12 protein-coding genes are annotated in these 17,736 nt (G+C 41.6%); all 12 read left to right on the top strand.

Features of this window, described 5'->3' with window-relative positions:
* The first annotated feature begins 104 nt into the window (after positions 1-104).
* On the top strand, positions 105-1,124 hold the full coding sequence (locus tag QUB37_RS13180) for a hypothetical protein (protein WP_333162578.1): 1,020 nt from the start codon (positions 105-107) through the stop codon (positions 1,122-1,124).
* A 140-nt stretch (positions 1,125-1,264) separates the two neighbouring features.
* A complete protein-coding gene (locus tag QUB37_RS13175) occupies positions 1,265-1,522 on the top strand; it encodes a helix-turn-helix domain-containing protein (protein WP_333162575.1) in 258 nt (85 codons plus the stop codon).
* 67 nt (positions 1,523-1,589) lie between these two features.
* Complete coding sequence (locus QUB37_RS13170; protein ID WP_333162573.1) at positions 1,590-5,138, top strand: AAA domain-containing protein; 3,549 nt, start codon at positions 1,590-1,592, stop codon at positions 5,136-5,138.
* Between the two features lie 18 nt (positions 5,139-5,156).
* Entirely contained in the window at positions 5,157-6,608 is a 1,452-nt protein-coding gene (locus QUB37_RS13165; RefSeq protein ID WP_333162571.1) for a phospholipase D-like domain-containing protein, read from the top strand.
* Positions 6,609-7,087: 479 nt separating this feature from the next.
* Complete coding sequence (locus tag QUB37_RS13160) at positions 7,088-7,417, top strand: hypothetical protein (protein ID WP_333162569.1); 330 nt, start codon at positions 7,088-7,090, stop codon at positions 7,415-7,417.
* 470 nt (positions 7,418-7,887) lie between these two features.
* A complete protein-coding gene (locus tag QUB37_RS13155; protein ID WP_333162567.1) occupies positions 7,888-8,328 on the top strand; it encodes a plasmid mobilization protein in 441 nt (146 codons plus the stop codon).
* 76 nt (positions 8,329-8,404) lie between these two features.
* Positions 8,405-10,732: a hypothetical protein gene (locus QUB37_RS13150; protein ID WP_333162565.1), complete on the top strand. Its 2,328-nt coding sequence runs from the start codon at positions 8,405-8,407 to the stop codon at positions 10,730-10,732.
* A gap of 21 nt (positions 10,733-10,753) precedes the next feature.
* Positions 10,754-11,464, top strand: coding sequence for a hypothetical protein (locus QUB37_RS13145; protein WP_333162563.1), 711 nt, complete (start codon positions 10,754-10,756; stop codon positions 11,462-11,464).
* Between the two features lie 22 nt (positions 11,465-11,486).
* Positions 11,487-14,738, top strand: a complete 3,252-nt coding sequence (locus QUB37_RS13140) for a hypothetical protein (RefSeq protein ID WP_333162561.1) — start codon at positions 11,487-11,489, stop codon at positions 14,736-14,738.
* A gap of 5 nt (positions 14,739-14,743) precedes the next feature.
* Entirely contained in the window at positions 14,744-15,751 is a 1,008-nt protein-coding gene (locus QUB37_RS13135; RefSeq protein WP_333162559.1) for a hypothetical protein, read from the top strand.
* A gap of 99 nt (positions 15,752-15,850) precedes the next feature.
* On the top strand, positions 15,851-16,981 hold the full coding sequence (locus QUB37_RS13130) for a hypothetical protein (RefSeq protein WP_333162557.1): 1,131 nt from the start codon (positions 15,851-15,853) through the stop codon (positions 16,979-16,981).
* Between the two features lie 24 nt (positions 16,982-17,005).
* On the top strand, positions 17,006-17,722 hold the full coding sequence (locus QUB37_RS13125; RefSeq protein WP_333162555.1) for a hypothetical protein: 717 nt from the start codon (positions 17,006-17,008) through the stop codon (positions 17,720-17,722).
* Positions 17,723-17,736 lie beyond the last annotated feature (14 nt).

Raw genomic sequence — 17,736 nt, 5'->3', positions numbered from 1 at the left:
TTTTTTTTAATTAACTATTTTTATCGATTTTATCATGATCTTGCCTCTGTCTCACATTTATTTGAAATGACTATAATTCCAACGACCATATCGACACCGACTCTTTGAAGGTAACAAACTACTCCGGCAATGAAACCCGACTCCTCATCGTCCCTCCCGTCGATTGTCGGTGGATTGAGTCTCAAGATAAAGCAGGTAGAGGCGCACTTGTCTACAAATTATTCATGGATGAAATCTCCGATGCTTTGTCAAATTATCGGGTAAATCAAATAGAAGTGGTCAATGTCAAACATCCCGATAACGATTACTCAGAGGAAGATTTCTCCAAGTCAAAATGGAAGGAGCGGAAAGTTACTTTGCAAGTGGGAACGATCGATTTACCTCCCACTCACGAGAAATATTACCGATTTCAAGGCACTCCCATTATCCAGTTGGACGGGAAAAACTTGGGTACATTTTCCCCTGAAAGTCCTAAATTTCCCCCTGGAACCACTTTTGAGGCGACGCTTTCCCCCGACAAAGGCGGCAGGTCAATTATGCTGAAAGTCGATCGCGAATCGATTCGGTTGCCTGAAATTCAATTGCCATCGATCGATTCACCTGAAGTATCTCAAAGTTCTGAGTTGGGGAAAACTGGGCGTAGTGCGATCGCACAAAATGATAGTACGCCCCAATCCCAAAAACTCCCACAAGAACCGGCTTCAAAACCAGAAACAGCAGTGAACGGAAAGCGGGACACCACCAACGCTAAAGCTGACAACTGGCGGCTTTCTCTGCAAGACACCCTCTTTAGCGTCGTTTCGGAAACCTACAAGCAACGGCGGTGCCCACAGACGGCTACGCGATCGCAGCTTCCTTCGGATAGTACCCAACACTTCAAGTTTGGCGACAACCAATGGACGGCTTACGTGCAGCCTAATGGGGATTGCTTTGTCAGAAACGAGTCCAAGCGCACCGTGTTTAAAGCCAACGTTCACACTGGGGACGTTCAAATTCCCCTGACAGAGCAAGCAGCGGCTCGTTTCCAAGAGATGATTGTAGAACGGGAAAAAGCTTTGTCTCAGTCCCGAATTACTTTCACGCCTGCGCCTGAATCGAAACCGAGGGAGTTGGAAATGGTTTAGTCGAGTGCAGGGGGTTGGGGAACTGGGCGCGATATGCCTCCGGCACGAAAAGCGCATCCGCGCCGCGCAAGCGAACGCGATCGCGCAAGCTCCAATGGAAAATTTTCCATTGGCTTTTTTTTGTACGCACAACTAAAAGTATGTTCTGGGTTATACTTAAATTACTTTATTGCCCTCATCCTAAACTAACGCATCGCTTGCTCAAGGAAATGCAGCGGGGGTTGTGGCTAACTCAAAACCAGTTGGCGGACAGCTTGGGCGTAACCTATCTAACGGTAAACCGTTGGGAAAACAGACGTGCCAAGCTGTCACCCCTAGCGACGAAGCAGATTGAAGCAAAGTTGCAGGGTATAGGCCATCAAGGTGCAGATTTGTGGCAGCAGCATATTGGGGAGTAACAGTTAATGGCTTAATGGTTATTTTAGGGGAATCCTAATTTCAAATACAAATAAAGGAAAATTAATCATGTCTATCTCTCTCAATGGCGACGAAATATTGGGTGGAAAATATGATATTAAAGCAAAACTTGGAGAAGGTGGCAGTTGTGTTGTGTATTTAGCTAAAAAGTTAAATTCTACAGAACGCTACGCCATTAAAACCCTTTCTACTGAAGAAGAAGATGCCATTAAACTTTTAGAGAGAGAAACCAAAACCTTAAAGCGTTTAAATCATCCAAATATTGTAAAGTTTATAGAAGAAGGTTATGAAGCTCGTCATAAACTCGTTTATTTAGTATTGGAGTATTTAGAAGGTCAAAATATAAAAGACTATTTTGATAGTGGTATTGACTTAAAAACTCAACTAGATATATTTTTGCAAATTATTGATGGTATTAGTCACGCTCATTCAAAGGATGTTATACATAGAGATATCAAACCAGACAACATTAAAATTGTTGATACAGGTGAGAAACCAGTAGCAAAAATTCTAGATTTTGGTATAGCAATCATTACTACCACTATTCTTACTAATACAATTAGAAGCTACCATACTCCTCTATTTTCATCACCCGAACAAATTTATCTTGAAAGAGTTTCCAGAGATTCTGATATTTACTCTCTGGGAATGACATTTTTGTATCTGCTCTCCTCTCAACAAAGAAGAATGGAGTTTCAAGAAGGAGGAGGTAAGCCTGTACTTTACAATTCGGCTGAGGAGACATTAGGTAATTTTAATGCTTCATCTCTAATCGACATTCTCAAAAAAGCTACAGATAAAGATAGAGATAGAGAAAAACGACCTAAGATTGATGAAATCAGAAAAGCAATTGCTAATTTAAAAGAAGAGTTGTCTGAAAGAATGGTGGTATTATTTAGTATAACACCTAAACTTAAAGAGCAAATATCAAGCAAATATAACCTTCAGCAACAATCGGTCAAAATTAAGAAACACATTGAAGATGAATTCAAAGCAGATTCAGGAGTTTTATATATAAACAAGAGTCCCAAGCAAGACAGGAAAGAAGATAGATTAACTGTTGAAATATTCATAGAATCTTTATCTAATGTTTATTATGGTTTTATTAACTATAACTCTCCTAATGAAATAGTTTTATATAATGCACCTGATTTTACTAATCCTAAAACACAGGAAATCATTATAGAAAAGGGAGTTGCTGTTAAAGTAGATCCAATAGTTAATCTTGGTGATAGTCCCAAAAGAAAAACCGATCTGAGTGAGTTAGTTAATCTAATTTTAGAGAAAGAGCAAGAAGTACAAAATGAAAAGTCAAATAGTCAAGCTCTCAAATTAACTTTTGAGCAATGGCAAGATGTTATTGAACTTGAAAAGAAAATTATTAGCGATAAAAAACAAATTTTTCAATATCAACAAAAATATTATGATAGCGAAAGGCAAATTCTTATTCTAACCTTAAAAGAACCAATATCTCTTGAACAATTTGATCGAGTTACATCGCCACCGTTACCTGTTACAATTTCCGTTAAATCAACCTCCCCAAAACCAAGACATAAAGGGATTGGAGATATTATTAATGGGGAGAAAGGAAGTCAGGGTGAATCAATTGCAAAACTTCATATCAGTATTGGGGACTTTTGCGATCCTGAAGTTTTAGCATCTATACTAGATAAGGGAACAATAGAAACCAATTTCAAAGCTCAAGAGTCTGAGGTAGAGCGCAGACGTAAAGCTTTGAGAGAAATTCGATATGGTGATTCTGAAAATGCCGAATTATCTAAAGTCATAGTTGATCCAACAAATGTTAAACAAATTGAACCTTTATTGATTCGTCGATTTTTCAATGAAAAACTTGATGAATCACAACAACTTGCCGTATGTAAAGCACTTGCAACTGAAGATATTTTTCTCATTCAAGGACCACCAGGGACAGGAAAAACTTCTGTTATTACTGAAATCATTTTGCAAATTCTTGATAAATACCCCAACGATAAAATTTTAATTTCATCTCAATCTAATGTAGCTGTAGATAATGTATTAACCAGATTGTCCCGCGTTGCTAGTAAGGAAATTAAATGTGTAAGAATTGGGCGGGAAGAAAAAATTGAAGAAGATGCTAGACAATTTGAAATAGAAAAAGCTATTTTGAATTGGCAAAAGTTAATTCAGTCTAAATCATTAGCGTATTGGGAAAATTATCAGCAACAAAATGAGCAACTGTTATCAGGTGTGAAAAAGATTGCTAATATAGAACAAATTAAAGAACAAAATCAAGAATTACAAGGTTTAACCAAGAAGCTAACACAAGTAATTGAAAGATTAAATTCTGAATTAGTTATTTCCAAAGATAATTCGGCTTCTCAAGAGTTTTCTGATATTTCATTAGAAATGATCTATGAAAAACTATTGTTAGAGCAGAAAATTTTAGAATCAATTGAAAAATATGTGGCTAAATTTGGGATCGAATATCCTGAGCAAAAACAGCTTAATGATTGGATTAATGAGGAATACAAAGGATTACAAGATATTCTTGGCGACAACCGAGAAAATCATGAAAGATATATCAAGTTGAAAAAATTAAATGAAGATTGGAATGAAAGGCTTAAAAAGAAGCAACAGGATCTAATTTCCTTTTTTATAGAGGGTGTAAATGTAGTTGGGGCAACTTGTTTAGGTGTCGCTAATTTCAAAGATCGTAACTTTGATTGGGTAATTGTCGATGAAGCTGGACGTTCAACTGCTCCTGAAACTTTCGTTCCCATTTCAAAAGGGAAGAAAATTATACTGGTAGGGGATCATAAACAACTTCCACCAATTATAGATCAGGAATTACAAGAAAAAGCCTTGAATGAAAAAGAAATTCAAAAAAAATCTCTTGAAATTAGCTTGTTTGAATATCTTTATGAAAATCTTCCAAAGACTAATAAAATTACTCTTAATCATCAATATAGAATGCACCCTGACATCGGAAATTTAGTCAGTCATTTATTTTATGAAGATCAAGTTTCTAGTCAACGAGTAAATCAAGACGAGAAACAACATCAATTGAAGCAATTTGATAAAAATGTTTATTGGATTTCAACTAGCGATGTTCCAATAAAAGAGTCTCAAGAGAGGGAAAATAACAAAAGTCGTAGTAATCCCTATGAAGCAAAAGTGATTAAAGCCGTTCTTTTAAAAATTCAACAGGATTGTGAAGATCATGATTTGTCTAAAGAAGTGGGTGTTATTGCGGCTTATCGTTCGCAAATTGGCATTTTAGAATCGTCTATTGCTCCTAATAATAAACAACTCTGGAAAAATCTTCATATCTCTATCCACACAGTTGATGCTTTTCAAGGGGGTGAATGTGATATTATTATCTATGATTTAGTTAGAAATAACCCTGAGAAAAAACTGGGTTTTACTGCCGATGATAGACGGCTTAATGTCGCTTTATCTCGTACTAGACAGTTACTTATTATCGTTGGTAATGATAACATGGCTTATGAGGGACGAACTCCGAATGGAATCCCTAATCCTTTTAAGCCATTAATAGAATATATCGATGAAAAAAGTGCTTTCTGTTCTCGAATCACTTCTGGAAAATTTCTGTAAATTTTAGGAGATTTAATTATGAACACTCAAGTTAAAGATGAAGATTTTGAAAATAAGATTCGTAAATATCATTCACTGCCAGAAGCCCTAGTTATTGACTGTCAACCAATTGGATATCCTTTTCATGTGCTAAATGTTGATTTAACTTACTTGGCCGATAGACAGCTACAACTCGCTGAAGAATTTGTTATGAAGTGTATTAGCCAGGAATTAAATAACCAAAGAGAAATAGCTTTTTTCTTAGGAATGGATGAAAATTTGATAGAGAAAGTTTTATCAGAATTACTATCTAAAGATTTAATCAAAAGAGAAGATTTTTTCAAGCTAACAGAGTTAGGTTTAGATGGTTTAGAAAAGCAAACGATATTAGCTCCCATATCAGAAACAAAAACTTTTTATATCGATGCTTTAAATGGTAAATTGAGAGAGATGAGAGAGAAATCCCTCTTAAAATCCTTTGATTCAAAAAATAATAATTTTGGCTTAAACAAGATTATAAAAAAGCCCAGAAAAGGTCATATCGAAGATATAGTTGACTATTATGAACAGATTGAAAAATTATTGCAAAATTTTAATAGCTCTAATCGTATTGAGTTGATTCAGGTGAACAATATAGAAAAAGTCTATACTCAATGGCATGAACTTTTCTTGGTTTTGTATCAAAGAAATCCTGATGATAAAGAAATTGAATATGAAATTTTTTCGAGAGGCAATATTCAAGTTGAATATAGAACAACTATAGAACAACTATATGCAGGGGGTAACAAGATACTCGATCCAATTTTTAAAGAAATTGAACAAGATAAATTGAGCCATGATAACTTAGCAGAAGGAAAATTTTTGAGTCCTATTAATGATGAACATATAAAAGCTGTAGAAAAGCTTAGTGTGAAACTTCATTCTCTTGATGATGATGCTGACTCTTTTACTGACTCGAAAAATCAATCAATTAAAAAAGAAGAACGTAGAAAGCTAAAACAACAACTTGACCAACTTAAAACACAAAGCAAAATCTCAGAAATTATTCATACCTATGAACATCGCAACTATTTATTTAAGGCTTTAAAAGAAGCCCAACAAAGACTAATGATTGTTTCGCCTTGGATTACAGGATATGTTGTAGATCAAAATTTTATTGAGATGTTGAAAGAAACTTTAAAGAGAAAAATACAGGTGTATATTTTTTATGGAATCAAAAGCTCAAGCCAACAAAATAATCCTATATCAATTCAAAGATTAGAAGAATTATCTACTCAGTACAAGAATTTAAGATTTGAAAAAGTTAAAAATACTCATCGTAAAATTTTAGTTTGTGATGCTGAGTTTGGGATAGTTACCAGCTTTAATTTTTTGTCATTTAGAGCAGATCCTAATTTAACATATAGAGATGAGTTAGGCGTTATTATTAGAGATTCAGCAACTATTGAGGATTTATTTAACAGTGGAATTAATTTGACGGAATTAATTTGACACAAAACAAAATTTACTAACGAAAATTTATGGCGTATTGAGATAAAATTAGAAGATATTTAGACTCACTAGAAGCTTTCCTAAAAGAAACCGAACATCAGGGAGCGATCGCTATCTTAATCCGCTCTGTTGCCTCACTAATTCCCGATAGTTAGTGAAAGCCACAAAAAGCTTTATATTTTTACCCTTCTATTTCCTCTTATTCCCTCTTATTTCCTAATATCTCCTACTTGTCCCTAAAAAATCCTAATATTTCCTCCAATTTTTACAAATTTTAATTAAGTTAAATTAACTATCGCTGCTTTTTAACAGATTTTTTGTACTCCGACACCTCTTGAATCCTCCTAATTAGTGCGCTAGTCGCATAGCAAGCCATGTCAAATAGACGTAAGAGGGGGGTAAAAACGAGTAAATCGCCCAAATCGTCCACTTGTCAGAATTTGTGCAAAGGGCAACGACATATATTCGCTTTAACAGAAGTGGCTGACGAATACCTCTCCTCTGGCTACCGCCAGCAAGCAAGGCGATCACTTACCCTTAAAATCGACCAAATGCCACAAAAACACTACGCGCCGACTGAAATCGCGCATCCAACCAATGCTACCGCCCCTGAACCGACTGCGATCGCCCTGCCTGACTATTGGGTGCAACCCGATTTCAAATTTGGGGATACGGTGAAAACCAACGACGAATCTTATATCGTTATGGGCCTAGTAATGGACACAGACTTGGACCTTTGGAAATACCTGTGTCGCAGCCGCGATAACACAGAGCGATTCTTCTGGGAATATCAGCTCAGACTTGCTTGAACTACCAGCACGAAATATTAAGACTGTGTTGAGCGACGGCGATCGCAAACTAAGAGCCGTCCTCAACAACAAAGCACGATTGGCTGTAAACCATGCTCAACAATGATGCAATTTACAGGCTTAAAACATCACAGTCAAAAGCTACAAGCAATCCAGACAGCAGTATCCACCCTCGAATCGGCCATCTGGATGATAAAAAATACTCTAGTAGCTTCTCACTAATGCGACCTGTGACCGAACAAAACATAAACCGAAAGAAACAGCCTCATCTCCCACATAATTGCTGACAATTGAATTAATGAAAGCAATGGATAAATCACCGCTCAAACCTTGCCATCAAGGTTCAGGAAATTGTAGCGAACATCGGTTGCTCAGCATTAAATTAACTTAATGCCAACAACTGCTCTGACCTAATCCCTTGCTGTTCAACTTAGCCTTAATAAACCATTAGTTAGCCCTAGAGAATTGATGTGCTTACAACTGCCACTCTCCCCAAAAACCAACTTTCCAAACCGACTGGAAAAACTGAAGTCGTCCGAGTGCGTCTAACCACCTTTGAAAAGGCAGATTTAGTGAAACGTGCCGCAGAAGCAGGTGAAAAAAGCCTGTCTGACTACTTGCGTAAACGCGCTTTTAGCCTTGACCGCACAGTCCCCGCTATCAATGAAGGAACTTGTGCCCAACTGCGAAAAATGAGCACGCACATTTGCCAAATGACCAAGGGTGTAGAGACAGCAGTAAAAGCAGGACAGTTACCCAAACAAAACCTAGAAGTTCTGCAAGAATTCAGCAGAATGCTAGGCGAGTATCACCAAGAACTAAGAGGGAAAGTCAGAAAAGAACTTTTGAGCGAAACCGGCGAACAAATACCCAATCAAACAATCGCGCAACTAGCCAATAGTCCTGTTTGACAATCTAAAGCACTGCTGAAAGTTCAATATCGAACCTAACAATCGCATCTAATTTCCTCGTAGGAGGTGAGAAAAGATGGCTGCAAAACTCTCAACTAAGCCCAACTCCAAAAGACAATTTTCTGCCCCAAAGCGTACTTGGTCTGTCCTAACAGCCACAGATCCAAAACACGTCAAAAAACTGGAACACATTCAGGAAACCCTTGATGCTGCCATAGAAACAATCCAAGAAGAAGGTGGCATTGAGGACTGGGAAGATTTCAAAAACTTCGTTGAATCCTTCAACAAACGACCCGACAGAATCAATGAATCTGGCAATCACAAAGCTAGTGTCAGCATGGATTTAGTTACTGAAGGAAAAGGAAGTGAGGTGTCTGGCTTTGTTTTCTATTTAACTAAAGACCCCAGCCAGAGAACCAGCGGTGTCTATTTAGTTAAAAATTTGAAACAAGCTGACGTTGAAACCAAAGACAATAACAATTACTATACTCCATCCCAAATTATGGACTTAATCAGGCTGGAGGCCAGTGATGAATTAGAGGAAGACAGCATTTCCGAAGAATTTGATGAAGAACTAGATGATGAATTGGAGGATGATTTAAGCGATCTAGAAGAAGATGCAGACCTTCCCAGCCACAATACGCAAACTCGCAAGTCATCGCAGTCCAAACGGCAGCTAGGAAAGTCAGTAGCTTCTAAAAATGCTACCAGCAGAACGCAAAAAAAGGAGGAAGAAGATAATATTGAAGAACTACTTTCTGATGATGAGGATGCTCCTATCCCCAATGGTGTATTGGGCAAGATAGCTAAAAATCGCAGCGTTCTAAATCAGAATGATAACGGACAAATCAAGCAAAAAGTGGCTGAACAGCCCGAAGCAAAATATCCCTTACTCGACACCCTTGAAACTGTTTTAAAAGAAACCGAACGCCAAGGTGCAAGTGTCGCTTCTATGGGAAGCGAAATTAACGGATTAACCGTAAGTGGCTTAACCGTTCAAACTGCCTCTTTAATGGGTCTACTTGGAGCAAAGAGTATTGGGGAGCTAATTGATTACATCGAACAAGCGAGGGAAAAGGAACAGGCAGAAAAACTCGAAAAAATTCTCGAACAAATTGACTCATTAAACGATCGCGCCGACCGAGTTGCGACTCGTGCTAAACACGCTGATGTCATTTCCGGCATAGAGGCGATAGATACACGCACTGAAAAACTTGCTGAACGGGCTAAGCAGGTATTAGAACCGCCTGCTGCAACTGAACCAGAGGAATTGGAAACGAGCCAGCCTCAGAGAAGCAATCGCGACATTGAAGCCAAGGTCACCGAGGGAATTAAAATCAGCAATCCCGAAACCAAGGCAGCTAAAATTGGCGAAAAGATTGGCGATCTAGAGAGCAAGCTCAACCCAAAATCCCAGAAATCTAGGCCTTTACAGCTCGATAAAGATACCAGCATCAGCGAACAGTTAGACCAAATTCAAGACTATCTAGGCAACCTCTCAAAGAGGTTGGATCGCCTTGAAAGTATCGTTGACAAACTGGAACATAAAATGACCGTTCAGATGCCTGTTGAATCAGAATTTAATCCTAATTCACAAGGGCCAGAAACTCGTCAAAAAGTTCAGCCCACAGTTACTGCACCTAACAGTATCGACAAGGAGGAAGGCGAACCAGAGGATCTTCTTAGCAAAATGGTAGCTCAAACAAAAGTACAGCAGCAGCGAGAAACTGTAGCAGATTGCTTAGTCAATTATGCTTTCGCTACGGGGCAGTCTCCCCAATCGGGTATTGCTTTTGATGGTGGCGGCAGCTTGAATGTAACTGCTGAAAACAACGAAGTAAAAGTTGCCGTCAAAGGCAGCGATAATACCGAAATTTTTGCCGGAACCAAGAATGGCGAACGCTGGAAATTTGAGCCGGATCGGGACAAGCTAACTCCAGAAGAAAGAGAAGCCATTTTCAAATTGCCTCAGTCGGAAGAAGAATACAACAAGCTAGCAACTGCCCAGGCTTTAGTTGAAAAGTTTCAGGACACCTTCCCCAAACGCTTTAGCGGGGAAAAAGATCCAGTGTTTCCTTGGAAAGAATCGCGTCGCGAAGACGGCACGACCGGGGCAGTCAAATACGAATTTGAAATCCTGGATCTGCCGGACGGGTCAAAACAACTGATAGGAACTGACCCCCGCCAAGGTGACGCACAAGTGTTCGATGCCGTTCTGGTCAAAGGAAAGCCACCAGACGTTCGGCAGTGCCACATTGCTGTTGAAGAAATGGAGGCTGTAGTCGGCTCGCCAGAGAAACAAAAAACTCAATTTAGAGATTCTCAAGCATCTAAAAACTACAACTATACCTCGCCAGAACGCAAAGAACAATCGCAAGAAGACAGCAACGAATTGCAAGCTTAAACTACTTTGAGGAGAAATCCAATGCAAAACGATTACTTGAACGACAACTACCGCTCTCATGCCGATCGCACCAGCGTTGCTAACCAAAGCATTATCCACAAACGCCGCAGCCATTTTAGCAAATTCATGCGTAAATTCAAACTCAATAACGCCGATTTAGCCTTCATTGCAATTTGCCTAATTGCAGCCATTTATCTAACTCTTGTCCAGCCCTTATTTGTCAGCGTATTTAGCTGTGCATCTCTGGTGTTCTTCGGACTATGGCAAATTACCCGCAGCGTTCCCATCCTCGAAAAACTGCTGGGCAGCAAAATTCGCTTCTGGCATTTAGCTGTCGCTGTCATAACAGTAACAATGTTCCTGAATAACTTTCAGACCCCAGCCCAAGCCGTTTTTCTAAGCGGTCTCCAAGCATTTATGACCAATCTAGCAACCGAAGCTGGAGCAGCCGGAGGAGGAACAGCCATTGACGAATCAACAATCGCTTTAATTTTCAATGCCATTCGAGGCATATTTCTCTTGCTAGTAGCCGCAGCAGCTTTATTCGCTTACAACCAAGCGCAGCAAGGCAACGATTGGCGGCCAATTGTCACCCAAATTGCCCTCGCCTTCGGCATTGTAATTGCCATAGACGTAGTAACGTTCTTATTCGTCGGCGACGGCAGCGGTACTACAGCCGGCTTGGTTCCCAACCTGCCACCGCTGGGAGTAATTACAACTTTGACCTTTTAGAACTAAAAAAAAGGAGTCACCAATGGCTTTACGAGATCCAGAAAAAGACTTTATCAGAGTCAATAAAATCCTGGGCAAACAAGCAAGTATCGGGTTCATCCCTGCCAATCAAATTCTACCTTGGTGCTTCTTAACCGCCATTGCCTACACCTTAACAATGGGTCTATTTAGCCTGGGATTGGGTTGGTTCTTCACTGTCTCGCTTTGGCTGATTGTAAGCTGGTGGCTCCTCACAGGAAATCAACCCCACCTCTTTACTGACAAATTCCGCAAGCCCCCCGGAGATGAGTGGTGTAGCGGCGACAGCTTCTATATTTCTCCCATCTCTTCCCTGCGCCCTCCTAGCATCCAAGGCAAACCTTACGATTCGCAAATCCGAATCAAATTGAAGCCCAAAATTGTACCCAATCAATATGGTGGAAGGAGCAAATTTATGCCTTTCCAAAATGAAATTAACCTCTGCTGTTTGGTGGAAATTGAAAAAGATGGCAGACAAGTGTCTGGGATGCTCCTCAATAACGGGACTAGCTACCAACTGGTATTTGGATTCCGCCTCCGAGGGCTTCACAACCTACTGTTTAGGAACGAAGTGTCGGCATTTGCAGCTTCTCTTGAAGAAGGAATGAAAGACATCCCACCCAGTGAAAAAATCACTTTCTGCACCGGTTGTTACAGCAGTGATGCTGCGAGGCAAAAAGAGTTAGAGCAATTGGCTGACACCGCTGAACTCCAACCCGTATCTGTACTGCTCCGAAACGAACAGTACCGCCTCCGCCAACAAACTAATCAAGGCACTAGACAAGTATGGGAGCAAATTGCTTTCTGTACTTGGACAGCCGATAACGAAGGCGAAACCATCTCCAGGGATTTCATTGGTAAAGCCATTGATGGAGTCAAAAAATTGTGCGATTCCATTGTGGAAACCATTGCAGGCAACACCAGAATTTACAGAGAGCAATTTTACACCAAGCTGCTCCTCAACTCTTTTGAACAAGGATTCCTCCGCTGGGAAATTCTCCTGAACACCAAAATGGGGCTAGAAATTAGTCCTATGAATTCCTCAGAACTTTGGGAGTGGCTGTGGCTGCGATTTAACAGCAGTAAACCACCGCAAATCCCTCAAATTGTTAAACTTGAAGAAACCCATTCTGGCTATCAACTCAGCGAAATTAAGACAACTGACAAACACATTTGTACAGTTTTAATTGAAGGAACGAATGGCATATCCTCCTGCCCCGAACACCGCAAGACCAACAATCGCGTCTATCTCACCGGAAAGGGAAAAGAATGCGCTGTCCTGACAATGTATGACGCGCCCGCAGGCTGGATTAATACCCGCCAGCAATTGAAATGGATTTGGGAGGTGATGTCCTCAAGCTACGTCCGCGATACAGAAGCTTGGATAGAAATTAGCGCCGGAAATTCTCTCGTAATTAATGATAACTTAGCCCGACAAGCTAAAGGAGCAAAAGCCGCTAGTAGCAGAGCTATAACTAAAGGGCAAGGGCGCGATATTGGCGCTGAAATTAAACAGGAGGAATCTTTCGATGCCCAGCGAAGGCTTTACCAAGGAGCCGTACCCCTAAATGCAGCCGTTGCCTTTTTAGTGTACAGAAATACTGCCGAAGAATTGAGCCAAGCCTGCAACGTACTCTCTAATAGTTTTGGAACTGCGAAAGTCATCCGCGAGCGGAACGTTGCCTGGGATATTTGGCTGCAATGCCTGCCCGTTACTTGGAAATGGTTGCTGCATAGCGGTTCATTTTTGAGCGAGCGGCGTCTCACTCTCGACACTGAAACTGCCGCTGGAATTCTGCCGCTAACAGTTCCCCGCGATTTGGATAAAAAAGGAGTTGAATTTATTACCCATCGAGGCGGAAAGCCAATTTTTATTGACTTGTTCTACAGCCAAATTAGCCGCGCTTTAATTACTGGCGAATCTGGTTCAGGCAAGAGCGTTTTGGGGTGGCGTTTTGCCATTGAAGCTCTGGCGAATAATATCCCTGTTGTCGGGATGGACATCAGCAGCGGGGGTAACAGTACCTTCAAAACCGCGATCGAACTTTTGGGCGACCAAGGCGCATATTACGACATCAGCCAAGGGTCTAGCAATTTAGTAGAACCGCCAGACCTCCGCAAGTTCGACAAAGCTGAAAGAGAGCGACGGATGGAATCTTGGAAAGAATTTATCCGCAAAGCTGTGGTGGCGATCGCAATGGGCAAAATTCACAACCCCCACTTAGCCCAGCGGGTCGATTCGATTATCCTGCGAATTCTCGATATGTACCTTAGAGATCCAGAAATCATCGCTCGGTACAACAAAGCATTTGAAAAAGGTTGGCAATCTCCCGAATGGCAGCAAATACCAACTCTCCAAGACTTACTGAGGTTTTGTAGCAAAGAAAGGCTCAATCTTAAGTCTTTTGAGGAGTTAGACAGACTAGCCATCAATCAAATCCTCAGCCAAGGAAATGCTTTGCTAACATCCCGCTTAGGAAAAGCGATCGGTCAGCCCAGCACATTTTCCCCAGAGCCGGCTGTTAAATTCTTCGCCCTATCGGGACTCTCTAACGAACAAGATGCCTATTTAATGGCAATTAACGCCCATGCTGCTTGCATCCGCAACGCTCTTTCTCACCCCAAAAGCTTATTTATTGGAGATGAATTGAGCGTCCTACTCAAAAAAGATGGTTTTGCATCAGTTGTCGGCGAACTTTGCGCCACTGGCAGAAAAGATGGCATAGCTGTCTTGCTATTAAGCCAAGATTTTGATGCTATCTGCGAATGTTCCGCAGGAGCACAAATTCTGCAAAATATGGTCTACCGAATTACCGGAAGAATAACCAATTCTGGGGTGGCAGCCGCTCACAAATATTTAGGGTACGACCCGCAAATTATTAGTTCCAATGCCACAGAATCTTTTCTACCTAGAGCTGCTGACCTCTACTCGTGCTGGCTAATTGAGAAAGGAGGAAGATTTTGGCGATCGCGATTCTACCCCGGAGAGATGATGTTGGCATCAGTTGCTAACAATCAAAATGAAAAAGAAGCCCGAGATCGCATCATGGCTCAATATCCTCCTACTCTCAAAGGGCAGCTTCAAGGGCTAAAGCATTTCACCCAAGAATACATTGCAGCGGTGAAAGAAGGAAAAGGCTTCGACCGCATTGGTCAAAATTTAGAAATTGCCACCCTAGCTGCCAATCCTCAGCCAAAAGTAGCATCCGACGTTCGCAGTAACAAGTCTCAACTTTTTGCAAAAATCCCCAAATAACTGCCATGAAATATCAACTTCAATTAATGCAGCAACCTGCTACAAAACTAGCAGCAGTTTCCCTGTTAGCCAGTTGGGAATTAATCGTTCAAGTCAGGCCAAGTTTAGCTCAAACAACTCCTCCTTTCGTACCCGGTACACAAGAAACGACTGTAAAAACTCCAGCCCCAAGCGTTTTCGTACCCGGTACACAAGAAGCGACTGTGAAATCTCCAGCCCAAAACATTTTCCTGCCAAGTACACAAGAAGCGGCTGTGAAAGCTCCAGCCCCAACTGCGGGAAGTTTCTTAGCACCCATTCAAGATGTTTTCAAACAAGTCAACGATTTTATCGGCGACATCCAAGGGTTCGTGCAAAACGAGCTATTTGGCTCCTTAAACGAACTCCTTTCCTCTTCTCTCGGAGCTATCCAAATTCCTGATTTGAGCCAAGTCAGCAGCCAAATTATTAAAGCTCCAACATCCCAGACAGAAGGAACAAAACTATCAGATTTACTCGAAACTAAATCGAGCAAATTAGACGGCAAAGGTTCATATAACATCATGTCTGACTTAGACGCTCAAGCTCAGCGCAGCGCCGCTATCGGCATAGCTGACGGAGCAACCCTCAGCAAAGAAGCTCAAACCAACAGCTTCCAAGTGTTAGAAGCCACTCGCCAAGATACCGAACAAAACGTCCAATTGGGCGAAGAATCGCAGAGCCTCGACGTTACTCAACAAATTCTCCAAAACCTATCCCAACAGACCGCATTGAGCGCACAAGTCCAGATGCGAAATTTACAGGAAGCTCAGCAAGCTCGCACAGATCGAGCCATTAATAACGTGCTGCTATCGCAAGCTGCTAAGGAAATATCCGCGCTCAATACGGGAGAGCGCCGAGGCAGCACTGCGTCTGGAAACCAAGCCAGCTATCAGGCGGGAATGCTGATGCTCCCCGGCGGCGGCTACTTGGGAAAACCGAATGACAGCAGCACAACCCCGATTTCAACTAACAGGTTTGTCGCTCCCAATTAATGCTCCGAGCCGTTAAATTGAATCCGCGATTATCTGCCTAGTTTAGGTACAGACTGACAGTTTTGTCGAATACAAAGTTGAAGTTTTTTCCGAGGAAAAATGAAAGAATTTATAGCACAAATTACACCCCCAACGAGTGGTGCAGAAGGGTCATCCTTAGACATCGTTAGCGAGTCAATTAACCTGGCTAAGACTACCTCAGAATCTTGGGACAAAGTTTGGATTAGCACGATTGACCCAATCGCTTCTGGGCTATGGGTCGGTCTAGTATCCCTCGGCATCACCCTAGCAGCCATCAGCATCCTGTTCTTAACTCTAAGCAGCGGGAAAGACATTATCGAAAAGCAGTCATGGTCAGAACTGGCAGCACTGTTCGTCTGGCCGCTCGTCATCATGCTGTTCCTCGGCGCTAACGGCAAATTGCTAGCCAATACCGTCATTTTTACTAGAAGTTTTGCCTACAGACAAGTCCAAAGTGTCCTAGAAGCGCAACTAGGAGAAATGACATTTAGGGACGCGATCGCCAACGTCACTATCAGTAACATCGGTCGCCAACAACTAGAAAATCTCTACGGTGAATGCCGAAATAAAGTCGGACAAGAACTGGTAACCTGCTGGAATTCCAAGCAAGAAGCTGCTCAGAAAATCGTTAGCGAAGCTGAAAGGCAAGCCGCCGGTTCTGCCCCTCTGCAAGCGCTGCGGGCTTTTGGTGAAACCCTCTGGAATAATAGCTTGCTCGGTGCTGCTCAAGATGCCACAACTTTTATAACTGACCCCGGTTCAGTGTTTCGAGAAAAAGCAATACCAATCATCCGATTCATTCTTTATAGCATCCAGTGGGCGTTTGTCAACATCCTTGAAGCAGCGCTTTTACTAACAGCATTCTTTTCGCCGATCGCGATGGGGCTGTCGCTACTTCCCTTGCAGGGCAGGCCCATTTGGGCTTGGGCAACTGGATTTCTGAGCTTATTTGGTGTCCAACTTGGATACAACATCGTTGTCGGGCTAGCAGCCACCGTGCTAGTCAATTCTGGAGCCGAATTAGCCAGCGATGTCGCCTTCCTCTTTTTCATCAGCATTTTCGCACCCGGCTTAGCCCTATTAATCGCCGGCGGCGGCGGAATTGCCCTATACAACGGCATTGCTAGCAATGCTAAACAACTCGTCGATGTTTTGAGCAATGCCATAGGAGCAGCCGCTAATTTGGCGATGAACAAAGGATTTAAGTAATGTCACTAATTACCAAAAGATTTTATGAAGCTACAAAGATTTTCACAAACTGCATTGTTGCCAGAAGCTAAAAATCTACTGGCATTGTGCTTCCTCATCCTAACTGGAGTAAATATCCTCGCCCTAATTCTGCACCTCTTCGTCGCGTACCGAATCAACTCGGTAGCTGCTATGAAGACAACGCAAGTCCAGCTAATCAACGGTCAAACTTACTACGTAGCAGAACGAGATCGGTTTTTTCGGTATCCCTCAGTCATCCAAAATTTTGTCAAAATTTGGGCCGAGTTAACCTTCAACTGGGACAATAAAATACCAGGAACTAACGATACAGATTCAGGGATTAAAGTCAATTCCAAACGAGTTCCTACCAGCACTTATTTTGCTTCGTTACTCCTAGAACCCAATTTTGGCAAAGCTTCTCTCCCTGACATCGCTGAACTCGTCCCCAATAAAGTTTTTACGGGTCAATTGCGAGCAACTGTCATCATTTCTTTTTTATCTGAACCCAGAGAAGTCCGTCCCGGCGAATGGGAAATTGACATGATTGCCACCCGGTTGCTTGTAGATCGCACGTCAGGAATCGATCAAAGAATTCCTTTCAATCGCACTTTCCGAATCAAAGCAGTAGAAATCCAAACCCCGCCGCTAGGTAGTCAAGCCTCAGCTTTTGAACAGAAAGTTTATGAGCTTCGCTCGGCCGGCTTAGAAATCAACAAAATTACCGAATTCCAACCCAAATAATAGGATAACAATCG

The organism is Microcoleus sp. AT3-A2 (assembly GCF_036705685.1).
In the GTDB taxonomy this organism is placed as follows: Bacteria; Cyanobacteriota; Cyanobacteriia; order Cyanobacteriales; family Microcoleaceae; genus Microcoleus.
Note: the sequence above shows the minus strand (reverse complement) of the source record. Positions and strands in the feature narration are given on the sequence as shown.